Source organism: Pedobacter sp. AC190, assembly GCF_979258025.1.
In genome coordinates, this window is sequence record NZ_OZ409824.1 from 49,738 (window position 1) to 75,212 (window position 25,475).

Sequence of the window (25,475 nt, forward strand, 5' to 3'; positions counted from 1 at the left end):
ACAGTTGCGGTCATTTTAATTTTTTATTAAGATATTGTGATAAAAATGCTCCCCAAAATGTGTAATCTGCTCAAAGTCTTACTCTCGAGTTTTCTGGTATTTCTCTCAACAATTACATTTTCGCAACAGGTTTGTAATGGCGCACTAGGCGACCCTGTTATAAATATAAATTTTGGCTCTGGAACATCTAATTTCGCAGCTCCTTTAAGTACGGCAAATACAAATTATTTGTATGTTCAGGATAGTCCTGATGATGGCGAATATACCATAGCCAAAAGCACCAATGGTATGCATAATCAAATTGGTAATGGTTGGCATCAAATACCTAACCATACACCAAACGATCCGAATGGCTATATGATGGTTGTAAATGCTTCTGAAAACCCTGGTATTTTTTATCAAACAAATATATCAGGTCTTTGCCCAGGAACAACTTACGAATTTGCTGCATGGATTATTAACCTGTTAAATTATTCGGGCAAAAAACCTAATATCACTTTTACTATTGAAACTACGGCAGGGGCACCAGTGGGCAAGTATAACACAAATGACATTGAAGATGGCCCAACGCCAAAATGGATTCAATATGCAACCACTTTTACAACAACCAACCAAACAGATTTAGTTTTAAAAATTTCAAATAGTGGTCCTGGTGGAATTGGAAATGATATCGCTTTAGATGATATAACATTCAGAGCTTGCGGTCCTATTATTACCTCATCTGTAAATAATGTGCCTTCAAATATTAGTGTGTGTGAAGGTAATTCAGGAAACTATGCTTTAGCTGCAAACATTACTGCATCTACTTATGTCGATGCTGTTTATCAATGGCAATCATTAACTGGTAACATTTGGACTGATATTCCAGGGCAAAACACTACGCAAACCACTGTTAATCTTACTGGAGCAGCAATTGGATCTTATCAATATCGATTAATTACCGCAGAAAGACAAAATATCAATTCAGTAAATTGCCGTGTAGCTTCTGATCCTTTAACGATTACCGTTACTGCAAAATTTAATACAATTGCGAGTAATAATAGTCCAACTTGTATTGGCTCTAGCGTTCAACTCTCGGCTACTGAGGGTACAACTTTTAAATGGACAGGTCCAAATGGGTTTACATCTACAGATAAAAATCCAATTATTAGTAATACACAATTCGATATGGCTGGAGATTATACTGTAACTGCAACTTTAAATGGCTGTGCAAGCACCTCTACAACTACATTGGTGGTTCTCGAACCTTTCTTAACCACCAGTTTTACTTCTGTTGAAACTTGCGAAAATAATCCAATTACATTATTTGCTTCTGGTGGAATTAGTTATAAATGGCTCCCAAGCGAAAGTTTATCTTCTTCAGAAATTGCCAACCCGATTGCTAATCCGAAAGAAACTACTACCTATACGGTAACAGCTTCAAATGGTATTTGTTCAGAAACGGCAACCGTTAAGGTTATAATTTTAAAAAATGCAGTAGCTGATGCTGGAGCAGATTTAAAAGCTTTAAATGGTTATTCTGTAATATTAAACGGTAAAGTAACAGGAGATGATGTAAGCTATTTTTGGACTCCAAACGATTATTTGGATGACCCGACAAAACTTAATCCGAAAGCAACCCCTCCATTCGATATTACCTACACTTTACATGCCCAATCGAACGCAGGTTGCTTAAATAGTACAGATGATGTTTTAGTAAAAGTTTACCCTAAAATAGTTATACCAAATTCTTTTTCGCCAAATGGCGATGGAATAAACGATTACTGGACTATACCCGCAACCGAAGCTTTTACCAATACCCGAGTGAAAATAACAAATCGCTATGGCAACTTAGTTTACCAAAGCAACGGAGTATATAAACCGTGGGATGGTAAATTTGAAGGCAAAGATTTGCCGTCTGCCGTTTACTACTATACCGTTTATTTTAATGAGGATTTTGAAACCTACTCTGGCTGGATTTTCTTAACTCGCTAATTTTTTGCCTTTCAGCTTTCAGCATAAATAGCTATTTTTGGACTCAATGTATATCATTAAAGTAAAAGGCATCGCCAAAATTCCAGATTATGTTCAGCTTAGAGATGACAAGTTTACATTACTTGCATATTTTAGGGTAGACAGGCCAGATAAATCTCTTGATAAATTAGGCTTAGGCGATAAACTAGACTATATTATGCAAATGGTAAAAGATTTGCCTTTTGGGCAGATTGCTAAATTAGAAATATAAAATGGCAGAAAACGTAATTCATTTAAGCAATGTTGATGTATTTCAACAAAAACACCTAGTACTTTCAAGCGTAAACTTACACATAGAAAAAGGCGAATTTGTTTTCTTAATTGGTCAAACTGGTTCGGGTAAAAGTAGTTTGCTTAAAATTTTATATGGCGATTTACATATTGGAAGTGGAAACGGAAATATCGCTGGTTTCGACTTAAAGGACATGAAAGAAAGCCAAGTACCTTTCTTACGTCGTAAATTAGGTGTTGTTTTTCAGGATTTTCAACTATTAACCGATCGTACTATAGAAAAAAACCTCGAATTTGTTTTAAAAGCTACAGGTTGGAAAGACGAAAAACTTATTAACGAGCGCATAAAAGATGTATTGGATAAAGTAGGTTTGCGTTCAAAAATTAAGAAAATGCCTCACGAAATTTCGGGTGGTGAGCAGCAACGTATTGTAATCGCCAGAGCACTACTAAACGATCCAGAAATTATTCTTGCTGATGAACCTACAGGAAATTTAGATCCAGAAACATCAGAAGAAATTGTAACCCTATTAAAACAAATTAGCCTAAATGGAACCGCTGTTTTAATGGCTACACACGATTACCACATTATCAGAACTTTTCCATCACGCATTATTAAATGCGAAAGCGGGGTTGTTCATGAAGATGCACAAATAGCCTAATTGGATTTACGATTTTAGATTAACAAATTACGAGTTATAGATGCCAATCTAAAATCGTAAATCTCCAATCGTAAATTTATTGTCAGTCAATCAGCCAATCTGTTCAGATAAATCTATATAAATCTGCCAGCTTGGCTGATTTCGCTTTATGGCAAAGTAGTTGCGATTAACACAAAAAATTCAGCCTAATATTATGTTTAATAAGAAGAAAAATAACGTTACAGAAGAAAATATAATGAATACTGAAAATGCATCAGAAAATCTGGAGGCTCAAACTCCAGAAAACACTGATAATCAAGAAAATGTAGAGCAAGTTGAAGAGCAAACTGCCGAAGAAAAATTACAAGCTGAAGTTCAACAACTTAATGATAAATATTTACGCTTATATGCCGAGTTTGACAACTATAAACGTCGTACTCAAAAAGAACGCGTAGAATTATTACAAACTGCTGGTAAAGATGTAATCGTTTCGCTTCTTCCAGTTTTAGATGATTTCGATCGTGCATTAAAAGCAATGGAAACGGCTGCAGATGTTGCACCTGTTAAAGAAGGTATTTTATTGGTTAGCCATAAATTAAAGAATACATTAGCTCAAAAAGGCTTAAAAGATGTAGAAAGCATTAACAAAGATTTTGATACTGATTTCCACGAAGCAATTACCAATATTCCTGCTCCTACGGATGCGCTAAAAGGAAAAGTAATTGATGAAGTTGAAAAAGGTTATACGTTAAATGATAATGTTATCCGCTTTGCTAAAGTTGTAGTTGGAGCATAAAAATAATTATTGAGTAATGAAAGGAATGAATTAGGGAATGGGAAAACATTCTTAAATACTACCATTCAAAATTCAATCATTTTATAAAAAAGATGAGTAAAAGAGACTATTATGATGTATTAGGCGTTACCAAAAGCGCCCCTGCAGATGAAATTAAGAAGGCATATCGTAAAATGGCTATCAAATATCACCCTGATAAAAACCCAGGAGATAAAGCTGCAGAAGATATGTTTAAGGAAGCTGCAGAAGCTTACGAAGTTTTAAGTAATCCTGAGAAAAAACAACGTTATGATCAATTTGGTCATGCAGGTGTTGGCAGCAGTGCATCAGGAGGTTATGGCGGCGGCAACATGAACATGGATGATATTTTCAGTAATTTTGGAGATATTTTTGGTGGTCATAATCCTTTCGAAAGCTTTTTTGGTGGTGGCGGTGGTGGCCAGCAACGTGGCGGACGCCGTGTAGCTAAAGGCTCTAACCTTCGTATAAAAGTTAAATTAACGTTAGAAGAAATTGCTCACGGAGCCGAGAAAAAAATAAAAGTTAACAAACTTATTTCCTGCAAAACTTGCGATGGAACTGGAGCTAAAGATAAATCATCGGTAAGTACTTGTGGTACTTGTGGAGGTAGTGGCCAGGTTAGAAGAGTTACCAATACAATTTTAGGCCAGATGCAAACGGCATCTACCTGCCCTACTTGTAATGGTAGCGGCCAGCAAATTACTGCAAAATGTAATGTTTGCCATGGCGATGGAGTTGTTCGTGGGGAAGAAACCATTACAATTAACATTCCTGCAGGGGTAAGCGAAGGCATGCAATTAAGTATGAGTGGTAAAGGTAATGCAGCACCTAATGGTGGCGTTCCTGGAGATTTAATTATTTTAATTGAAGAAACTGCTCACGATACATTAAAACGCGAAGGAAATAATATAGTTTACGATTTACACTTGAGTTTTGCAGATGCTGCTTTAGGCATAAGTATTGAAGTACCAACAATTGATGGTAAAGCAAAAATTAAAATAGACCCAGGTACACAAAGCGGAAAACTTTTACGCTTAAAAGGAAAAGGTTTGCCAGAAGTAAATTCTTACCATAGAGGCGATGAAATTATTCATATTAATGTTTGGACACCGAAGGCTTTAAGCAGTGAAGAGCGCACTATTTTAGAAAAACTTCGTGATTCTGCCAACTTTAAACCTCAGCCAGGTAAAAACGAAAAAAGCTTTTTCGATAGAATGAAAGAATATTTTGAATAAGAAATTTAGCTAGAGAATATCCACTCTAGAAGATTATGATTTAAACCAAAAAAACCGATACGAAAGCATCGGTTTTTTTGGTTTCTCATATGGGCTTTTAGCTGTTCAAATTGGTTAATATACTATCTTTATCAAACTCTGCGGTAATTTGGTTTATGCCCTTTACACCTGTTATTTTATACTTCTCTATTGAAACTTTATAACCTTTTTCTTCTAAATAATATTTAAATGCAGCTTTATGGTTAACATCAAAATCGGATATTAACTGAGGAAAAACACTTAAAATTCTTTCATGCTCGTTTTTAGCAATCTTATCAATTGCATCACTTTTTAATGTAAAAACCATCGCACCCTTACCGTAATCTGCAATGTAATATCCACTCGATTTCATCATTCCTGATGCTGTTAAACCAATTAAATGTAAATCTATATTCGAAGCTTCAAAATGATCAATCTTTAAAAAGTCGATATTATTATCTTCACCATACTTTTTAAGCTTTAGTGCATGGTTTAAAGAATCAGTTGCCATTTCGGCTTTAGTATTTGCCCAAGCCCAAAGCCAACTTTGCGATGAACGCGAAAATGAGCCTAAAATCTGAAAAGGAATAACCAGGTTATTTCCAAAACTAATTTCACAATTAATCATATCCAAACTCCAGCTATTTGCACCAATTAATTCTGCAACATCAATTTGTTTATCAAAAGCAATTCCCCCATATCTTTCAATCAACTCTTGTTCCGATTTACAGAAGTTGGTGTATTTCATAGAAACAATTTTAGCAGGTTGTTCCTGTTCAGTACGAGAAAAAATTTTTCTTAAAAAGCTATTCTTGCCAGGAATTATCAAACTAACTAAAGCGTTGTAGCTTATACGAAAGCTGTCGGCTATGGTGTAAGTTCCGCCAATGCTATTCTGGTTAAGATTATTTACATTCTGCAGCATATATAACTTTATGATAAAAAAGCTGTAATTAATTGAGCTAAAATCTTTTAAACTTTAAGTATAATTCAAAAAATAGCATATCCTGTTTGATAAATGGAAGTTTTTCTGTTTCTGCCAGCCAATTAATAAAATGAAAATAAATGATAATGTATATAATACAAAACCAAGAACACAAAAACCTGACAAACAGATATTTAACAATAAAGCAAAAATATTTAAACAATTAAAAATCAAGCAGTTATAATATTATTGTGTATTTTTTTATTACACGAAATAAATTCTACAAAAATGTTTCGTTAGTTAAAAATCTGAAATGGCTACTACATTATTTTTTTAATAAAAAGCAATGTTTGGGGTTAAATAAACCTGATGGAAATGGCGGCCCTGAGGTACGAAGGCCAAAATGTACAGCAGGACTATCGTAACCAAAATGCTTCTGTATTTGCTTTTCAAAAAACATTTTACCTTTTGTAACCTTTGGATACTTTTTGCGACTAATAGATTAAAGACTTTAACTATGCTGAGTGTAAAAAATATTGTTAAACAATATGCAACCCACCGTGCGCTTGATGATGTGAGCCTGGAAGTTGAACAGGGCAAAATTTTTGGGTTATTAGGCCCGAATGGAGCTGGTAAAACATCGTTAATAAGAATTATTACTCAAATTACTGCCCCAGATAGCGGAGAAGTTATTTTTAACGGACAAAAACTTAACTCTAATCACATTAACCAAATTGGTTATTTGCCCGAAGAACGTGGCTTATATAAAAAGATGGAAATTGGTGAGCAAGTTTTATATCTATCTAAATTAAAAGGCTTAAGCACATCTGAAGCTACAAAACGTATAAAATTTTGGTTCGAAAAATTAGATATGGCAACCTGGTGGAATAAAAAGGTTGAAGATTTAAGTAAAGGGATGCAACAAAAAGTTCAATTTGTTGCCACAGTTTTACATAATCCCGAATTAATTATTTTGGACGAGCCTTTCTCTGGTTTTGACCCTGTAAATGCCGATTTAATCAAAAATGAAATTCTTGAGTTAAACGCTAAAGGCACAACTTTTATATTTTCTACCCACCGCATGGAAAGTGTTGAGGAACTTTGCGACAATATTGCATTGATCGATAAATCGAAAAAGATTTTGGATGGTGCAGTTGATGACATTAAAGCATCGTACAGAAATAATACGTATGTTATAGAATATGCTGGCGACACAGACTTTACGAATAATGCATTATTTGATGTATTGGAAACAAGCGATGTAAAAGACGGAAAATGCTTGAAATTTAAGCTTAAGGAAGGTTATACCGCTAACGATGTATTAAGCGAAATGCTACCCAAAGTTCGAATTAATCGCTTGGCTGAGGTAATTCCGAGTATGAATGATATTTTTATTGAGCGTGTAAAAAAATAAATTATGAACAAAATTTTACTAATTATACGAAGAGAATACTTATCGAGAGTTAAAAAGAAATCGTTCATTATTATGACTTTTTTAACACCTTTAATTATTGCAGGCTTTTATGGTTTAATTATCTATTTTTCGATTAAGGGGATTAACGATAAAACAGACAAGGTTGCTGTTGTAAACCAAAACAAAACTTTAACAGAAAAACTAACTTCGAACAAAAACGTAACTTATGTTTATGTTAATGATTCTTTCGAAAGCTTAAAGAAAACCCTGAAGAAAAGCGATTACGATTACATTTTGTATCTCCCCGACTTTGATATTGATAAACCAGCTGGCATCGAACTAATTGGAACGAAACAAGCTGGCTTATCTTTAGATGGAAGAATTTCAGATTCGATTGAAGATTTAATTCGAGATTATAAACTAAAAAAATCGGGCATTTCGCAAACTGATTTAGATAACCTAAAAAGCAATGTTAAGATCGATACTAAAAAAATAGGCGATACTGGTAAGGAAGAAAACAGTAGTGCAGGCGCCAGCACCATAATTGCATTTGTTGCAGGTGTACTTATGTTTATGTTTATTATGCTTTATGGAGTGCAGGTAATGCGAGGCGTAATTGAAGAGAAAACAAGCAGAATTATCGAAATCATGATTTCTTCGGTAAAACCTTTTCAGTTAATGATGGGAAAAATTATCGGCATTGCCATGGTTGGCTTAACCCAGTTTTTGCTTTGGATTGTATTAACTTTTTCTATATCGGCCTTGGCTGTAACTGTTTTTATAAATAAAGATGATGCTCAGAAAATCGTTTCATCGAGTGCTCAGGTATCGGCTGCAAATCCTTCTGCACAGCAAGTTCAGGCTGCAGCAATGACTAATGGTCCACTTGGAAATATTCAGGAAAGCTTACAGAATTTAGACTTGGCCAAAATTATTTTAGTATTTATTTTTTACTTTTTAAGTGGATACCTTTTTTACAGTGCCCTGTATGCGGCAATAGGTTCAGCTGTTGATAGTGAAACCGAAACACAGCAGTTTATGATGCCTGTAATGATGCCATTGCTTTTAGGTTATGCTTTATCGCTAAGCGTAGTAACAAACGACCCTTACGGCAGCGTTGCGTTTTGGCTTTCGATGATTCCTTTTACCTCGCCAATTGCTATGGTTGTAAGATTACCTTATGGTGTACCTGCTTGGGAATTGGCTTTATCGATGTTCATCCTCGTAATTGGATTTATCGGTACGGTTTGGTTTGCCGCAAGAATATACAGAGTTGGTATTTTAATGTATGGTAAAAAAGCAAGCGTTAAAGAGATGGCGAAATGGTTCTGGTATAAAAATTAAGTCAAAATAAGCGTTATAATTACACCTAACCATCAATTTAAACATACAATAAAAGCGATATTTTGCGCTTAACTTTATTCAAAATATTTCCTATAAAAATCTAAACGCTCAAAGCTTTGAAAAAAGTTATAATTATTGGTGCAACATCGGGTATTGGTAGAGCCTTGGCCCTGAAAATGTCGGATGCTGGCTATACCGTAGGCATAACGGGTAAAAGGCAAACTTTGCTAAATGAAATTGAGGCTTTAAAGCCTAACAAAATTTTCGCCTCGTGTTTTGATGTAAATGATGAACCAAATTTATTAGATAACTTAGGTTCATTAATTGCAAGGCTTGATGGTTTTGATATGTTAATTTATAGCGCTGGTTACGGCGAAATAAATGAAAACTTAGATAATCAAATTGAACAGGATACTTTAAAAACCAACGTCGTTTCTTTTACTAATGTTATTACCTGGTCTTTCGAATATTTTAAACAACAAGGACACGGCTACATAGCAGCAATAACATCTGTAGCTGGTTTACGTGGAAATGAAAAAGCACCTGCCTACAGCGCCTCAAAAGCTTATCAAATTAACTATTTAGAAGGACTATCTAAAAAATCTAAGCAGCAAAAACTAGGCATTCATATTTTAGATATTCGCCCAGGATTTATGGATACAGCAATGGCTAAAGGCGATAATTTATTTTGGGTTACACCGCTTAAAAAGGCAGCTAATCAAATTATTGCTGGTATAGAAAGAAGTGCCGAAGTGCTGTATATAAGTAAAAGGTGGCGCATCTTTGCGTGGATATCTAAAATTTTACCACGATATTTATTCACAAAATTATAAATATGCGCTTTGCAGTTATCGATTTAGGAACAAATACTTTTCACTTGCTTATTGCAGAATCTTTCGGTGGAACTTTCGAAATTCTTTATAAAACCAACGTTCCTGTAAAATTAGGCGAAGGGAGAATAAACGATAATTTAATTATTCCTGCGGCTTTTAACAGAGGTATAAGAACATTACAAGATTTTAGCCTAAGCATTAAAGAGTTTAATGTCGATCAGGTAAAAGCAACAGCTACCTCAGCAGTTAGAAGTGCGAAAAACGGTGTGGAATTTGTATCTGAAGCTAAAGCATTAGCAGATATCGAAATAGAAACCATTAGTGGTGATGAAGAAGCTGAATTGATTTATAAAGGTGTAAAACTTAGCGATGCAATTCAGGATTTATCTTTAATTATGGATATTGGTGGTGGAAGCATAGAGTTTATTCTTTGCAATACACAGCAACTAATCTGGAAGAAAAGTTATAATATTGGCGCTGCAAGACTAATGCAGCAGTTTTTTAAATCAGATCCAATTAACGATGGAGAAAAACATGCCATTCTAAACCATGTTCAAAACCAACTTGTTGATTTGTTTGAAATTTGCGAAAAACATCAACCAACAAAATTAATTGGCTCGGCTGGTGCTTTCGAAACTTTTGCAGAATTAATTATCAGAAAAAATAATCGAGAGGTTGATATAAGCAAATTTAAAACTTATGCATTTAATTATGACGAGTATATTGCCACAACGCTAAAACTTATCAATAGCACGCACCAAGAAAGAGCTGAAATGCCTGGAATGATTCCTTTAAGAATCGACATGATTGTAATAGCGGCCTTAATTACCAATTACGTAATGGGCAGGTTAAAGTTAAATCAACTAAGCTTATCTACTTACGATTTAAAAATGGGTGTTTTAGCAAGTCTTCTATAGTTCTATGCTTTTCTATCAAATCAGCTTAAGCAATTCATTGTATAATTTTTCAGTAGGTAGTCCCATTACATTAGTATAAGAACCATTTATTTTTTCCACAACAACAATTCCCCACCAATCTTGCACGCCATAACTGCCAGCTTTATCGTATGGTTTGTAATTATCAATGTAAAAATCAATTTCTGTATCTGTAACTACTTTACAACTAACTTCAGTTACATCATAAAATGATATTTTTTTACCGCCCTGCACTAAAGTAACACCAGTGTAAACCTCATGTTTAGAACCAGATAATTTTCTAAGCATTTCCTGTGCATGAGCTTTATCATTTGGTTTACCCAAAATTTCTCCATTTAAAGCCACAATTGTATCGGCAGTAATTACTATTTCGTCATCAGCCGAAAATGCCTTAGCTTTTTTTTCAGAAATATAAACAGCAATTTCCGCAGGACTCAAATCTTCGGGATAGCTTTCATCAACATCTTTTAATTCGACCTTAAAATTTAATCCCATTATTTTTAAAAGTTCTTGTCGGCGTGGCGATTTTGAAGCAAGTATTATCGGTGTATTTTGAAGCATATTTAAATTAATTTTCCGCTAAAATAACAAAAGCGACTTAAAGCCGCTTTCGTTATTCTTAATTATTTGGAAATGGATTATTTACCACCTCCTCCGTTCATACGGGCTTCCATTGCTTTTTTACGTTCTTCTAACCAAGTTTTAAAAGCTGGTTTTTGTTCTGCAGTTAAAACAGCATCAATTTTAGTGTTAGTTTCATCGTTCATTTTTGTCATTTTCTCTCTCATGCCCGACATATCGCCACCAGCTGCTTCTCTTGCTTTAGTCATTTCTGCACCTTGAGCGGTGTAAATAGCTAAAACTTTAGTTTTTTGTTCGTCGCTAAGCTTTAATTTTTCAGCTAGCATGTCGGTACTTCTTTTTGCTCGTTCCTCAGGTGTTCCGCCCATACGACCACCACCTTGTTGTGCATTTGCATAAGTTATTACAGAAAATAACAAAGCACAAATCATCATTAATTTTTTCATGTTTTTTTGTTTTTAGTTGTTTTTTAAGACTTGTTTGAATGCTAAAAAAGTTAATAGTTTAACACCAAACTGTAACTTACTTGTTGCATTGTTAAAGTTTTTCAAACCTTAATCTTTTAACAACAAAACAGGCACATGAGATTTAATTGTTAGTTTGTGAGAAACACTTTCGTGCAGAAGACTTTGGAAAAAGCTATATTTTTTTGGCAGCGCAATAATTAACTGTGCTTCTTCAGCTTTAGCAAATTTCACAATGCCTTTTATCGTATCTGGATGATCTGAATAATGGTAAACTGGAGAAAAATCTTTGAGCATATCATGTAAGAAATGTTGCTCTTCTGAATCAATATTATCTTTCGAATCGATATTTAATACCAATAATTCGATTGCATGTTTACTTAAAATATTTCGTAATGAATGCATCGGAATTACCTCTTTTACCTTTTTAAAATCGCAGGCCAGAATCACTTTTCTAATAGATTGATAATCGGCCTTTGGCGGCACAACTAAAACAGGAACTGGGCTTGCTTTGGAAATTGTGATCGCATTTGAACCGATGTCACTTTCGTCTTTCGCCTTTTTGCCATTGCTACCAATAATTATTAAATCAATCTCTTCCTTATTGATCCTTTCTACAATTGATCTTAGAATCGTTTCCCTGGTTAATGAAATTTCAATATCAGCTTCTGGATTAATTTCTAGCAGCTTACGTTTAAGTTTCTCCAAAGCCTCTAACCTATTATGAATTTCTTCTGCAATATGTGCATCAGTAGTTATAACAAAGTCAAGTGTTGGAAGAATAGTTTCATATTCAGAAACGTAATAAGCGTTAAGCAAAATTAGTTTATAGCCACTCATAGTTCTGCTTAACTTTGCGGCATATTTAGCAGCATGTTCTGCTGTCTTCGAAAAATCTACTGGGATAAGATAAGTGCTCATATATTAAATTTAATATTTTCTAAACATATAAATTAATCAATCGATTGATTAATAATAAGTAAATTTCGTACATAATCTTATGTATAGCAAATTTTTAATGTCTGAAAATTATAATTTTATATTGTCAGTGAATGAGAGGGATTAGAATTTTACTAGACTTCAACAAGTAATCTACTTTCCCGAATCGGCCGCATTTGGATTGTCGTCGTGCCACCTGCCCTGCACTTTCATTACCTTCTCAATAATATCTCTGACAGCTGTTTTCCCTCCATTATATGGGGAAATAAAAGTAGAAATAGCCTTAATTTCCTCAACTGCATCAGCAGGACAAGTTGCTAGCCCTACTAACTTCATCACCTTTAAATCAGGAATATCATCGCCCATGTAAAGCACTTCACCAGCGGTAATATTTTTATTTTTAAGGTAGTTGTTAAAGATTTCAACTTTATCGCCAGCACCTAAAAAAACGTCGGTTATACCAAGATTTGCAAAACGTTTAGCCATTGCAATTCCATCGCCTCCAGAAATAATGCAAAGCTTGTACCCACGTTTAACCGCCAGTTGCATAGCATAGCCATCTTTAATGTTGAAAGTGCGTAACGATTGGCCAATATCAGTAACCTGAACAGAACCATCTGTTAAAACACCATCAACATCAAAAATGAAAGTGGTAATATCTTTTAGCTTTTGTAGAAACATATTAGTTACAGGTTGCGAATTATCAGTTTAAAAGCTTAAATGTAAAAACCGCTAATATGCAACTTTTAACTTGCCAATTAATCTTGGTTATCTCTCCACTCGTAGCACCAGGCAGTTTGAATTTGTTCCAAATGGCCTTCGCTACTTTGTTCGCGAGTTCCTTTAAAATTTGGCAATTCTAAAACCCACTCTAATAATTCGGTAAAGCGAATACGGTAAATTTTAGTTTCATTAAAATCATCACCAAATTTCTCATATAAAGACATTGCGATGTCTTCATAATCGTTCCAGTAAAAAGGTAAAGCGAATTTATCGTTATTCATGTTTTGTTATTGTTAATTGTTAATTGATTTCCGTACTCTGACTAAAAGCTCCCGACAGTTAGTGCCCCATAAAGCCTGATTGATCAGGAATGGTTACTTCTATATCGCCATTAATAACCACGCATTGGCAACCCAAACGCGAAGTAATTCTAGGGCGAACAGCTCTATCGATAAAATCTTCTTCTTTATCAGAAATCTCTTCGATATTATCCATGCCCTTCGTTACGTACACGTGGCAAGTACTACAGCCGCAAACACCACCGCAGTTATGTTGCAAATCAATTCCGTTATCCAGGCAAACGTCTAAAACAGATTCACCAGCAGCAATAGGCAATTCTATTGATTCGTGATCTGCTTCTTCAAAATTTATTTTTAGTTTAAAAATGCTCATAATTATTTTGCAAAAGTAATAAGCAAAAGCCGCAATTGTACTATTTGTGTACTAATTTAATGCTGTTACTTAAGGTTTCATAAATTTCCTGCAATTCAGGCAGGTCTGCTAGCATGCTTAAATGCTTATTCATTGTACTTTCATCGTTTCTAACTGCTGGTCCAGTTTGAACATTTGCAGGTAAATCGATTAAAACTTTGTTTGCCGTTTCCGCAATTAACGGTCTGATGATATCAAAATCCAAATCATTTTTCACCAATAGCTCATTCGCCATCGAATATAAATGATTCGTAAAATTACAGGCAAAAACGGCTGCCAAATGTAATATTTTTCGTTTTTCACCGTCAAGCTCATAAACCTTATTGCTTAGCTTATGCGCCAATACTTTTAATATTTCAACTTGTTCGGCATCTGTAGATTCTATACAAAGTGGAATATTATTAAAGTTTAATTCTTTCGCCTTTGAAAAAGTTTGCAAAGGATAAAAAACACCTGCTTTCTTTAAAACGGATGAAATAACTTTAATATCTGTTGTTCCAGAAGTATGAACAACTAATCCATCAACGTTGGATAAACCATTTACAACTTCTGCAATCGCATCATCTTTAACAGAAATAATGTATAAATCAGCCTGGTTATTAATTTCTGCTAAATTGTTAATGGCCTGCGTATTTAATTTAGCAGCAAGTTGCTTTGCATGTTCCAAATTAGGACTAAAAACTTGTACAATGTTTTCGCCAATAGCTTTTAATGCTATTGCCAAATGTGTTGCTACGTTTCCAGAACCTAATAAAACAATGTTCATTTTATGCTGTTTTAGCTTCTTTTCTTCTTCTGAAAATAGAGAACAAGAAACCAATAACCATTACAATTGTACCTGCCCAGTATAAATTAATGAATGGGAATTCAATTGCTTTAAATACAATCCAATCTTTAGCTTGCTGAGGTTTTTCATAAATCTGAAGCTCAACTTTTTTCTCATCAGGTAATACTTTTGTAAATCTGAATTTTAAATCCAGTTCTTCTATCTTACGGGCAAAATCGAAAGTATTATTTCCTTTAATTAAGAAAAGGGGCTCGGTATTATAAATTTTTCCACTTGCATTAATCTCTAATGGTAAACCCACTGCAAAATCACCTTTTGCCAAAGCTAAATCTTTTGCAACAGGCTTATTATTTAACGCCTGTACAGTTACAATACCGCTCGAAGTGTGTATGGTATCGCCAACTGCAACTTTAACTATCCTTGGTGCTTTATAATTCTCATCATCAGAATGACCTTCATGATCGTCATGCGCTTCTTTTTTAATTGCTGCACTGGTAATATGTGTGTACACATCATAAGTTAAATAATGCTTTGTATCTGGCGAAGCAATTAAACCCATTTTATCGTTATCCTGAACGTGAGGATGTAGATTAAAATCTTCTTTAAGTTTACCATCTGCATTGTAAACCTTAAAGTTTAAAGTGTAAATTGTATTTGGTGCTTCTGTTGTATCGCTAACATAAGTTACCGTGTACTTGCCCATTTTCTTAGGCTCGTTTTTGTACAACATAATATTTTCGCCAGGTTTCTCTGTTTTTTCGAAATCCTTAACAGGGATGAAGTTGTTTGCATTGATTGAGATTGGCTTACTTGTAGCTGCTGATATAAGTGCGCCCAAAATTAAAAATGCAAAACCAATATGCGCAATGGCCGAACCTGCTAATTTTGCTTTGCCACCAAATGCCTGATATAAAACACTTGCATTAGAAAGAATTGCAAAAAGACAACTAAAAGTCATCAAAATATACATCGTATTGGTGTAAATTTCTGCAACATAAACCAAACCAGCTGTTAAAATTATAGAAAATAATATAGCCGAAACTAAACTGCTATAAAATTTTCGTGGGTCCGTTCTTTTGTATTTTAAATATTGAGAAAACCCTGAAATTAACGTAATTAATACTGCAAAAGGCGCTTGCCATTGATTGTAATACTTAACCGCATCAATTGGCGGCGAGAAATTCGTTCCGAATGCTTTGTTAAATACTGGAACCGAAGTAGAAAATATAACTTGAATGCAGGCAATGGTAACCACTAAAGCCCCAATAAACATCCAAAATTCACGAGAGTAAGTTTCTTCATCTTTTGTTGTAATTGGAAGCTCTTTCCATCGTATAACAAGTAAAAACACTGCAATAGCTGCAAAAACAACATTGTAAAGAATCAGGTGTCCAAACATACCCATATCGGTAAATGAGTGAACTGAAGTATCTCCCAATATACCACTACGCGTTAAGAAAGATGCGTAAAGTACCAGTAAGAAACTCAAGAAAACTAATGCAATTGCGGTAAAATAAGCATGACCTGTATTTTTATAGGCAATCATTACGTGTACAGCACCAATTAAGGTTAACCAAGGAATGAGTGATGCATTTTCTACAGGATCCCAAGCCCAAAAACCACCAAAGTTTAACGCTTCATAAGCCCAGAAAGAACCCATAATAATACCTGTACCTAAAACCATTACGGCAAAAAGCGTCCATGGCATAGCTGGCTTAATCCACTCTTTATATCTTTTTTGCCATAAACCTGCAATTCCGTATGCAAAAGGTACAACCATACTGGCGAAACCTAAAAACAATGTTGGCGGGTGAATAACCATCCAATAGTTTTGCAACAATGGATTTAATCCTTTACCATCCGTTATAAACTTAAGGTAGTTTTTATAATTTTCTGGATTTGCAAAAACAACAGGCGCCTGCGCTTTTAAATCAATTGCATCTCTTAATAAGATAAAGGGAGAGCTACCAATACGTTCGCCAAAAATCTCGACACCCAACATCATCGATGTTAAAAACACTTGTGAGAATGCCACAACAGTCATTACAGGACGTTCCCAGGTTTTAGCTTTCCATATTAAAAGGCCGCCTAAAAACGATTGCCAGAAAGCCCATAGCCAAAAACTACCTTCTTGTCCTTCCCAAAATGCTGATATAATATAATATACTGGAAGTTGCTTTGAAGAGTGCGATTGAACATAATAATATTCAAAATAATGACCTAAAATTAAGTAGAATAAGATGGCTCCGATACCAATAATACTAGCCCAGTTAACCAAAAACCCAACTCGGCCTAAGTTTCTCCATGATTTATCCTCTAAATTTTTCTCGCGACTGGCATAAAAATATGCAATTGTTGATAGTAAAGATGCACTAAATGCCAACACAATAAAAAACTGTCCGATTTTACCCGGTAACAAGCTCTCGCCTACAAATTGAATATCCATTAAAATTATTTATATATTTTTTCGCCGTTCTGGTTCACTGTATCTACCTTGCCATCTTTATTAATCTCAACTAAGTTATCGTTGTATTTAGATGGACATTTCATCAAAATTTTCGACGCATAGAATTTATCGCCCTTCATCTGACCGATAAGCACTAATTTCTCAGATTTTTCAAAATCCTGAGGTTTAGTTCCGTTATAAATTACTTCACGAATTTCGCCTTTTTCATCTTTCATGTGAAAGCCAAAATGATTGGCGTCTTTTACAGCATCATAGTAAATGCCCATTGATTTTTCCCAATAGCCCATTACGTGCTCTTCTTTGCCAGAAGTTGATGCTTCTTTGAAATTAGAATAAGTATCCGTATTCGCATTTAAGCTAAATAAGATTCCCACTGAAATCGCAATGGTAATCAAACCAATTATTGCACTTTTTTTCATTTTTCTATTAGTTGTAAAAGTCGGTAACAAAGATAGAAAAATAGGCATAGTGAACATTCTTTTACATTTTTCTTGTCTTTATATTGACAAATAGCTGATTTTTTATAGAATTAAAAATCAATTTTAGAGACTATTTATAATCGTTCTTAGAAAAACGTAGTTTATATGTAAAATAGCTTAAAAGTATAGGCTTAAAATGTTAAATTTGATGCGACAGATAATCATTCCTTTTTTTACATTCCCGGTAGATTTAATTAGATTTTAGCATGAAGCTTAAGCAGCTCTGTAAGTTTTTATTATTTATTATTTTAATACCTGTTTTAAGTTCTTGTTTTCAAGTTATTGAAGAAATTAACATGAAAAACGATGGAACAGGTGATGTGACTCTAACTATAAACTTAAGTCAGAGTAAAACGAAAGTAGCGTCAGTTATGCTTTTAGATAGTGTTCAGGGCTATAAAGTTCCGAGTAAACAGAAAATTCAGCAGGAGTTAAATGAGGCAGTAGCTTATCTCCGAAAATCGGAAGGTATATCCAATGTTAAAAGCAGTACTGATTTTAATAATTACATCGCTACAATAAGTTTTTCATTTAAAGATATTTCGAATATTAATAACATTACGAAGAACATCTTGGCTCAACAGAAAATTAAGGCCACCAATAACTCATCTTACAGCTATAATAAAGCAACGAAAACCTTTAGCAGAAAATACCAGGCTGTTAGCACAGCAAAAACAGAGTTTAACAAACTCAAAAGCCAGGACAAAGCGGTTTTTAATACCGCAACCTATACAAGTATTTATCGTTTTGAATCTCCTGTAACAAGCAGTAGTAATCCAGTATCAAACGTATCAAAGTCTAAAAAAGCTGTTATGCTAAAGAGCAGTATTATGGATTTAATAAATGGAAAAATTAATGTTTCCAACCAAATACAACTATCTAAATAAAACCGTAATGATTTTAAATAGTTAAAAATCATGTAATCATCATTGAAAAACATATCTATAAAATGAAAAACCTTCTAATCGCTTTCTCTCTCCTTTTTAGCTTTAAATTAGCTAAGGCGCAAGATTTAGTCAAAAAAATTCCAGCAAATGCATTTACCGTAGCCACAATAAAGGGTGATAATGTATTTAAACTGATGTTCGTTAAAGATTTTAACGAATCTTTTCTTGGTAAAAAGCTGCTAACCGAAACCTCAAAATCGCTCGATAAAAATTTTACAAGTATTGAAGATTTTGGGATTAACCTGGAGAAGAATATGTATTATTTTAATCAGTTAAACGATAGCATTACCTATAACTGCTTCTTAATTCCATTAAAGGATGCTACAAAATTTGAAAGCCTAATTAACGAGAAGGAAAAGAAATTTAAAACCGAAGGTGATATTAGAACGATGATTTTGTCTGACAGTACAAGCATTATCAAGTGGAATAATAATATGCTTTACTTTCTAACTGGAAGTATAAGAAGTTCATTTTTTGCTGATTCAGCTAATTCTGCCCGCTATGGTATTAAAGAAATAAGGTATCAAAATAATTATGATGACCTAACAGATAGTGCAGTTGTAGCGATTGACTCGACTTATGCCACCACAACAGAACCGAATGAAGTTGTTGATGTAGTTTTAGCCCCACCGCCGCCAGTTTTATCAAAACCATACACTCCGAATATCAAAGCTTACCAAAAAAAGGCAAGTACAAAAAAGGCATCCTCTAAGAAATCAAGCAAAAAGAAACCAGCGAAGAAAAAGCCTGCTGTTAAAAAAATTGAAGAAATTAACGAGGTCGAAATTACAGATGCGCCTATGGCAGAAGAAATTGACGTGGTTGATGGTGCTGAAGCGATGACTCAAACAGGAAATCCTGATGAACGATATGATGAATATCAAAAAGAAAGAGCAGAACAAGATGCAAAGAAAAAACAATTGGCTTTTATTTGGATGAATATTCAAGCAGATAAGATTTTTAGCACCAATTACGAATCTATCGAGACTAATAAATCTTACACTTCGAGTTTAGATCAAAAAGCGATTGCAGAAATTTGGGTCTCGAGTTTGCAAGATGCTTACAATTCAATTGCCCCAGAATTTGGCACTTATGGCAAAGCTGGAATTATGAAAGGGTATGGCAGTTTAAATGCTAAACTGTTTATGGATAAAGCAAGTTTCCGCATTTCTACAGGTTTAGAATTGGCAAAAGAACAAGCTGATTCTTACAAAAAAATTATGGATAGAAAACTGAATAAAAAGTTTCTGAAATATGTAGATAGCGAAAAGGCAATAGGCTTTATGGGTTATTCTATTGATACAAAAGCTTATTTGGAAGAATTCCCTAAGTTGTTGAAGCAAACTTATGGCTCATTTTTAGGCGGCAAAATGGATGAGGAAATTGAATTAGGTTCTGATTTATTCTCGCTTTTATTGGATGAAGAAGCCGTAAGTAATGTTGTAAAAGGCGATGCTTTGTTCGTAATTAACGGCTTAAATAGCAAAGAAGTAACTTATACAACTTACGAGTATGATGATGATTATAATCGTAAAGAAGTAACAAAAACGAAAAAAGAAACATTGCCCGATTTCTTATTCATGTTTTCATCAGAAGACACCCGCTTGATGAATAAGCTGATAAAATACGGCATAAATAAGAATTATGTTAGCACGAACAACGGTATTTATAAAATTGAAGAAAAGAAAAGTCCGATAGATATTTATTTTATGATTAAAGATGGGATTGTATTTTTCGGGAATTCATTAACTGAAATGCAAAGCATTAGCAATAACAGTTTTAACTCGGCTATTAGCAAAACTCATAAAAATTTATTGGCAAAGAACAACTTTAGTTTCTTGTTTAATGCAAAAAATTTAGTTGGCAAAGTACCTGATTCGGAAATTGGTGGTGAAGAAACAGCTAAAAAGTTTAACGAAACTTTAGGCAAAATGGGAAACATTTACATGAAATCTAATCCGATTAAAGGCAATGTAGTTTCTGCTGATATTAGCGCTGAAATTCCGAACGGACATGAAAATGCTTTGAAATATTTGTTCTCTTTAATTGAGAATGCAGCGAAATAGTAAAATTACTAACCAAAGATAAAACACAGATTCAAAACGAAAATCTGTGTTTATCTGCGGTAAAAAAACATTTTGATGAAGAATTTTTTAAAAATAACGGCAGTGATTTTATTATCACTGCTTATTTTTTTTGTTGGCACCTTTAAATACAGACAGTATCAAGCCAATCAAATTTCAATACCGAAAAACACTACCGCTTTAATAAAATTTAGTGCCGATGAGATTTATAAAAGTTTGGCAACAAACCTATTGGCTCATCCAGGTTTTTATCTGAAATCAGATTCAAACCAAAATAAAGCTTCAAAAATCGAGGGGTTTGAACATGGATTGAAAATTCCAGCTAGCATTTACTTTTACAGCATTCGAAATCAGCCTAAAACTGCTTTATTCTCCAGGTTAGCGATAGATAATTTAAAGGATTTTGAGAACTTTTTGAAAGGCACATTGAAATTTCAACTCTTTAAAAAGGAAGGCTTAAATTATGGAAAATCCAGATTAGGGAATATTACAATTCTCTATAATAACGATGCAGCAGCCTTAGTTGTTTCTAACGAAGTAGCAAACTACGATTCGGTATTGACCGACATTTTAAAACAGAAAAATCAAATCAAAATTGTTGAAAGTAATTTTAAAAACATCGCCCAAGCTACCGGACATATTGCTTTTCAAAATCTCAAAAACCAAGGTTCAATCAATTTTGAAAATGGTGCAGTAAAATTTAGTTTTGAGTTTTTATTGGAAACGATTGTACCATCTAAAACACCCAAACACAGAAAATTCAATGTAGAAAGCAGTGTAAATTTTTGGTTGAATGCTGATTTTGCTAAAGCCGTAAACAAACCTTTAAAACTAAAAACTATAGTTTTAGAAAGTGATAGTTTAGCTAAGTATTATGAGGGCTACGTGGATTTTGAATGGACAGGAACCACCAATCAACTTGATTCTGTTATTAGCTACGACTACAATGATGATTTTGAAAAGGTAGAAAAAGTAACTTTACAGAAGCGAAAAATACCAAATTTTATATTCAGCATCGATGCAGTCGCTGGATTTAAAAATTATCTTAGTCGACAAAATGTGATTCATTTAGATAGCGGAACAATTAATAAATCTGTATTCCCGCTTTATAAAGTTTTTGCTAATGAAGCTGGAAAGCAATTAATTTTCAGCACCAAGCAATCTGCTATTCTAAATCCATCTGTAGTTTCTAGTGATGATTTTTTTGGATTGAACATTAATTTCTCAAAGTTGAATAGACAGTTGGATCTACCTGTTTTAAAACCATACTTAAAAAATTTGAAACAACTAGAGGTTAACGGTGAAGCAATTAATCGCGGCAAAGTTAGAATTAAAGGAAATTTAAGCTTTGTAAATCACGATATTAATTCACTTTATCAAATTTTAAAAGGCTTGTAAACTTAATCTACTCCCTACATCCAAAATTTCTTAATAAATTTAGTGCATAAACCCACAAACAATATTTCTTCGGCATGTTACATGATAACCTGATTTTAATTCTTGTTCTACTTCTTGGCGTAACACTTCTGGTTATGGTTGGCCAGAAAATAAAAATTTCCTATCCAATATTTTTGGTTTTAGCTGGTTTGGCAATCGGATTTATTCCAGGAATGCCAAACTTAAAAATAGACCCGAACATCGTTTTCTTACTTTTTTTACCTCCCCTACTTTACGAAGCTGCCTGGTTTACGTCATGGAAAGATTTTTGGGAATATAAAGGGGCCATATTTTTAATGGCAGTGGGTTTAGTTTTCATTACATCAGTTGCAGTTGCCTACGCATCGGTGGCATTTATACCAGGTTTTACTTTGGCTCTTGGTTTTTTGTTGGGTGGAATTGTTTCTCCACCAGATGCGGTGGCGGCAGCAGCAGTTTTAAAGGGTTTAAAAATACCTAAAACAGTTACCGCACTTTTAGAAGGCGAAAGCTTAGTAAATGATGCATCCAGTTTAATTGTGTTCAAATTTGCTTTGGCAACTGTTGTAAGTGGCACATTTGTTATGCAAGATGCAGCTGTTAGTTTTGTATCGGTTGCTGGTTTGGGAATATTAATCGGCCTTGCCATTGGCGGAATATTTTATGCCATCCACCGCTGGCTACCAACCACAGATAATATTGATACCGTTTTAACGCTGCTTACACCCTATTTTATGTATGTTGTAGCAGAGCATTTTGAAGCTTCTGGTGTAATGGCTGTTGTTTCTGGGGGATTGTTACTTTCCAGTCAATCACATGTAATTCTTACTTCACAATCGAGAATAAAGACAGTATCAGTATGGTCTTCTTTAACCTTTATGCTTAATGGTGTAGTATTTATTTTAATTGGCTTGGCATTACCCGACATTGTAAACGGCTTAGGCCCTAACTACCCTATTGCAAAAGCGATTGGTTATGGTGTTGGTATTAGTATTTTAGCTCTTGTAGTTCGCTTTTTATGGTTGGTATCTACGGCACGAATAACGCAGTTGTTTAATAAAAAAACCAGAGAGCGCTACAAGGATATGACCTGGCACTCGTTTGTAATTATTATTTATGCGGGCATGAGAGGTGTGGTGTCTCTAGCTGCGGCGCTTTCTATACCAGTAATGATTTCAGATCAGATACCGTTTCCGCTGAGGAATTTGATTTTGTTTATAACCTTTGTTGTAATATTTGTTACACTGGTTGTTCAAGGGCTTACCTTGCCTTTTGTAATTAAGTTATTAAATATACCCGAAGCGAAAAGCAAACTTTCTGAGCAGGAACAAACCAGCCAGATCAAATTAAAATTAATTGATCTTTCTTTAGATAAATTGAAAGCAGATTACCAATATCAATGTACCCATAATGAATTGATGGTGAACTTAAAAGCAGAGTTGCAGCATTCTTTAATTGAAAAAAAGGATACCATACAAGCCTTTAAAAAAGGTGATATTGATAAGCAAGATTTAAAAGCTTACCATGAAATTGTACTCGCATTAATTCAGGTGCAACGTGATGAACTACATCACTTGAAAAGAAATAAAAACTTTGATGATGATATTATCAGGAAAGAAGAATGGAGATTGGATTTGGAGGAATTAAGTGTTTCTTCTTCCGAATAAACAGCCAAATGTGTCGATTAACGACAAAATCGATATAGATCGAATGATAATTTGTTGTTTTGCAGTTTCCATTGTACCTAAACCCGATTGGAGTGAAAATACTTTTGATGCAGATCTTCGACATGCTTAGACTGACATTAACAAAAGATTGCAACGAAAGCGGGGCCAACCCTGCCCCACAAAACTCAGAACCATACATTTTCTAAATAAAAAATCCTTGCAAATTATTCATCTGCAAGGATTTTTCGCTTTAAGCTTTAGTCTTTCGACTTTCAGCTTACTATGGCCAAACGCCCAAGTTCATATATGAAACAGCAATTTTATCGATTGAATTAACAAAAGCTGCAGTTCTTAAAGTTTGTGTAGCTGGCTTATTTTTCAAAGTCTCACGGATTTCGTGGTACGAATGAATCATGGTATCTTCTAAACCAGAATTTACCAATTCCATTTCAGATGCGCCTTTAACAATCATTAAACGGTGTTCTGGAAGAATAGTTTTTCCTGTTAAGTTTTCTAAAGTGGCAATTAAATTTGCGTTTGAATTAGCCGCATAACGGTTTTCCATACGTCCGAATGCTACGTGAGAAAGGTTTTTTAACCACTCGAAATACGATACGGTAACACCACCAGCATTGCAATACATATCTGGAATAATGATTCCACCCATTTCGGTGAAAATAGCTTCAGCTTCTGGAGTAGTTGGTCCGTTTGCACCCTCTGCAATAATTTTTGCTTTAATGTTACGAATGTTAAGCTCTGTAAATTGGTTTTCTAAAGCCGCAGGTACGATAATATCGCAATCTTGCTCTAAACCTTCCATTGAGTTTTTGAAATCGGTAGCACCAGGGAAACCTAAAATTGAACCTGTATTTTTACGGTGAGCAAAAACCTCATCAACATTTAAGCCATTAGCATTGTAAATAGCACCTTCGTACTCGCACAAACCAACAATCGTAGCACCAAATTCTGCTAAGAATTTAGCGGAGTGATAACCTACGTTACCTAAACCTTGCACGATTACTCTTTTATCTCCTAAACCAGCTTTTAAGCCGATTTTAGCCATATCTTCTGCAACATCTACACATTCGCGTACTGCATAAGCAACACCACGACCAGTAGCTTCTTTACGTCCGCGGATCCCGTGTAAAGCGATTGGCTTACCAGTTACACAACCTAATGCATCTAATTGACCAGGATTCATGGTCATGTATGTATCTGCAATCCAGCTCATTTCGCGTTCGCCCGAACCATAATCTGGAGCAGGAACATCGATACCAGGACCTATGAAATTTTTCTTAATTAACTCTGTAGTGTAACGACGAGTGATTGTTTCTAACTCGGCTACGCTATATTGTTTAGTATTGATTTTGATACCACCTTTTGCACCTCCGAATGGTACGTTTACGATAGCACATTTGTATGTCATTAAGGCTGCAAGTGCCATCACTTCATCCTCATTAACCATTTCGCTGTAGCGAATACCGCCTTTAGTTGGACTCATGTGATGCGAGTGCTCTACACGCCATGCATCGATAACTTCAAAACCGTTTCCTCTGCGAATTGGAAATTGAAAACGATACACACTGTTACACGCTTTAATCTGGCTCAGTAAACCTTCTGGATGATTGGTGAATTGAGCCGCACTGTCAAAGTTCTTGCATACATCTGCAAAAAACTTGTTCTCGTCTGCTAGATTAGCCATTATTTATTTTTTATGAATTAAGTATGCTGCAAAATTGCCTAAAAAAACCGCATATATCCAAATGAAAAAACACTTAGTGTATAGCCAACACCACCAGTTTC

Annotated in this window: 24 protein-coding genes; 13 read left to right on the top strand and 11 right to left on the bottom strand. The window is 34.4% G+C overall.

Features of this window, described 5'->3' with window-relative positions; translation table 11 throughout:
• The first annotated feature begins 57 nt into the window (after positions 1–57).
• The 5 genes from ACZZZI_RS00275 to dnaJ all read left to right on the top strand — a co-directional run bounded on the left by ACZZZI_RS00275 (position 58) and on the right by dnaJ (position 4,937).
• A complete protein-coding gene (locus ACZZZI_RS00275; protein ID WP_344766150.1) occupies positions 58–1,974 on the top strand; it encodes a T9SS type B sorting domain-containing protein in 1,917 nt (638 codons plus the stop codon).
• Positions 1,975–2,020: 46 nt separating this feature from the next.
• Positions 2,021–2,224 carry a fructose-6-phosphate aldolase gene (locus ACZZZI_RS00280; RefSeq protein ID WP_269415359.1) on the top strand — a complete coding sequence of 68 codons (204 nt, stop codon included), beginning with the start codon at positions 2,021–2,023 and terminating at the stop codon, positions 2,222–2,224.
• A 1-nt stretch (position 2,225) separates the two neighbouring features.
• On the top strand, positions 2,226–2,906 hold the full coding sequence (locus ACZZZI_RS00285; RefSeq protein WP_316763794.1) for a cell division ATP-binding protein FtsE: 681 nt from the start codon (positions 2,226–2,228) through the stop codon (positions 2,904–2,906).
• Positions 2,907–3,099: 193 nt separating this feature from the next.
• The gene (locus ACZZZI_RS00290; RefSeq protein WP_316763797.1) at positions 3,100–3,681 is read left to right on the top strand and encodes a nucleotide exchange factor GrpE; all 582 of its coding nucleotides are present in this window, start codon (positions 3,100–3,102) and stop codon (positions 3,679–3,681) included.
• A 92-nt stretch (positions 3,682–3,773) separates the two neighbouring features.
• Complete coding sequence (dnaJ, locus tag ACZZZI_RS00295; RefSeq protein WP_316763800.1) at positions 3,774–4,937, top strand: molecular chaperone DnaJ; 1,164 nt, start codon at positions 3,774–3,776, stop codon at positions 4,935–4,937.
• Between the two features lie 97 nt (positions 4,938–5,034).
• Here dnaJ and ACZZZI_RS00300 read toward each other — a convergent pair whose 3' ends face one another.
• Positions 5,035–5,880: a DUF6882 domain-containing protein gene (locus tag ACZZZI_RS00300; protein WP_463488286.1), complete on the bottom strand. Its 846-nt coding sequence runs from the start codon at positions 5,878–5,880 to the stop codon at positions 5,035–5,037.
• Between the two features lie 517 nt (positions 5,881–6,397).
• Between ACZZZI_RS00300 and ACZZZI_RS00305 the strand changes: the two genes are divergently transcribed.
• The 4 genes from ACZZZI_RS00305 (at position 6,398) to ACZZZI_RS00320 (ending at position 10,388) form a co-directional block, all read left to right on the top strand.
• Positions 6,398–7,294 carry an ABC transporter ATP-binding protein gene (locus ACZZZI_RS00305; protein ID WP_463488287.1) on the top strand — a complete coding sequence of 299 codons (897 nt, stop codon included), beginning with the start codon at positions 6,398–6,400 and terminating at the stop codon, positions 7,292–7,294.
• Between the two features lie 3 nt (positions 7,295–7,297).
• Positions 7,298–8,638: an ABC transporter permease gene (locus ACZZZI_RS00310; protein ID WP_316763812.1), complete on the top strand. Its 1,341-nt coding sequence runs from the start codon at positions 7,298–7,300 to the stop codon at positions 8,636–8,638.
• A 116-nt stretch (positions 8,639–8,754) separates the two neighbouring features.
• Positions 8,755–9,471: an SDR family NAD(P)-dependent oxidoreductase gene (locus ACZZZI_RS00315; protein WP_316763815.1), complete on the top strand. Its 717-nt coding sequence runs from the start codon at positions 8,755–8,757 to the stop codon at positions 9,469–9,471.
• Between the two features lie 2 nt (positions 9,472–9,473).
• Positions 9,474–10,388: a Ppx/GppA phosphatase family protein gene (locus ACZZZI_RS00320; RefSeq protein WP_463488288.1), complete on the top strand. Its 915-nt coding sequence runs from the start codon at positions 9,474–9,476 to the stop codon at positions 10,386–10,388.
• Between the two features lie 15 nt (positions 10,389–10,403).
• On the opposite strand, the gene ACZZZI_RS00325 is transcribed toward ACZZZI_RS00320, so the two are convergent.
• The 9 genes from ACZZZI_RS00325 to ACZZZI_RS00365 form a co-directional block, all read right to left on the bottom strand.
• Entirely contained in the window at positions 10,404–10,967 is a 564-nt protein-coding gene (locus ACZZZI_RS00325; protein WP_463488289.1) for a Maf family protein, read from the bottom strand.
• Between the two features lie 77 nt (positions 10,968–11,044).
• Entirely contained in the window at positions 11,045–11,434 is a 390-nt protein-coding gene (locus ACZZZI_RS00330) for a hypothetical protein (RefSeq protein WP_316763823.1), read from the bottom strand.
• A 108-nt stretch (positions 11,435–11,542) separates the two neighbouring features.
• Entirely contained in the window at positions 11,543–12,373 is an 831-nt protein-coding gene (locus ACZZZI_RS00335) for a universal stress protein (protein ID WP_424057018.1), read from the bottom strand.
• Positions 12,374–12,544: 171 nt separating this feature from the next.
• On the bottom strand, positions 12,545–13,072 hold the full coding sequence (locus ACZZZI_RS00340; RefSeq protein WP_316763828.1) for a KdsC family phosphatase: 528 nt from the start codon (positions 13,070–13,072) through the stop codon (positions 12,545–12,547).
• Between the two features lie 77 nt (positions 13,073–13,149).
• On the bottom strand, positions 13,150–13,395 hold the full coding sequence (iscX, locus tag ACZZZI_RS00345; protein WP_316763830.1) for a Fe-S cluster assembly protein IscX: 246 nt from the start codon (positions 13,393–13,395) through the stop codon (positions 13,150–13,152).
• Between the two features lie 58 nt (positions 13,396–13,453).
• Positions 13,454–13,786 (bottom strand): 2Fe-2S iron-sulfur cluster-binding protein, encoded by a 333-nt coding sequence (locus ACZZZI_RS00350; RefSeq protein ID WP_424057017.1) that lies wholly within the window; start codon positions 13,784–13,786, stop codon positions 13,454–13,456.
• Between the two features lie 40 nt (positions 13,787–13,826).
• Complete coding sequence (locus tag ACZZZI_RS00355; RefSeq protein WP_463488290.1) at positions 13,827–14,591, bottom strand: Rossmann-like and DUF2520 domain-containing protein; 765 nt, start codon at positions 14,589–14,591, stop codon at positions 13,827–13,829.
• A 1-nt stretch (position 14,592) separates the two neighbouring features.
• Entirely contained in the window at positions 14,593–17,058 is a 2,466-nt protein-coding gene (locus ACZZZI_RS00360) for a heme lyase CcmF/NrfE family subunit (RefSeq protein WP_316763837.1), read from the bottom strand.
• A 5-nt stretch (positions 17,059–17,063) separates the two neighbouring features.
• Positions 17,064–17,498: a cytochrome c maturation protein CcmE domain-containing protein gene (locus tag ACZZZI_RS00365; RefSeq protein ID WP_316763842.1), complete on the bottom strand. Its 435-nt coding sequence runs from the start codon at positions 17,496–17,498 to the stop codon at positions 17,064–17,066.
• Between the two features lie 266 nt (positions 17,499–17,764).
• On the opposite strand from ACZZZI_RS00365, the gene ACZZZI_RS00370 reads away from it, so the two are divergent.
• From ACZZZI_RS00370 to ACZZZI_RS00385, 4 genes are all read left to right on the top strand, one after another.
• The gene (locus ACZZZI_RS00370; RefSeq protein ID WP_344766138.1) at positions 17,765–18,445 is read left to right on the top strand and encodes a hypothetical protein; all 681 of its coding nucleotides are present in this window, start codon (positions 17,765–17,767) and stop codon (positions 18,443–18,445) included.
• 62 nt (positions 18,446–18,507) lie between these two features.
• Complete coding sequence (locus tag ACZZZI_RS00375) at positions 18,508–20,571, top strand: hypothetical protein (protein WP_463488291.1); 2,064 nt, start codon at positions 18,508–18,510, stop codon at positions 20,569–20,571.
• Positions 20,572–20,646: 75 nt separating this feature from the next.
• Positions 20,647–21,987 carry a hypothetical protein gene (locus tag ACZZZI_RS00380; protein ID WP_463488292.1) on the top strand — a complete coding sequence of 447 codons (1,341 nt, stop codon included), beginning with the start codon at positions 20,647–20,649 and terminating at the stop codon, positions 21,985–21,987.
• Positions 21,988–22,061: 74 nt separating this feature from the next.
• The gene (locus ACZZZI_RS00385) at positions 22,062–23,672 is read left to right on the top strand and encodes a Na+/H+ antiporter (RefSeq protein WP_316763852.1); all 1,611 of its coding nucleotides are present in this window, start codon (positions 22,062–22,064) and stop codon (positions 23,670–23,672) included.
• Positions 23,673–23,952: 280 nt separating this feature from the next.
• Here ACZZZI_RS00385 and ACZZZI_RS00390 read toward each other — a convergent pair whose 3' ends face one another.
• A complete protein-coding gene (locus tag ACZZZI_RS00390; RefSeq protein WP_316763855.1) occupies positions 23,953–25,374 on the bottom strand; it encodes a Glu/Leu/Phe/Val family dehydrogenase in 1,422 nt (473 codons plus the stop codon).
• Between the last annotated feature and the right edge of the window lie 101 nt (positions 25,375–25,475).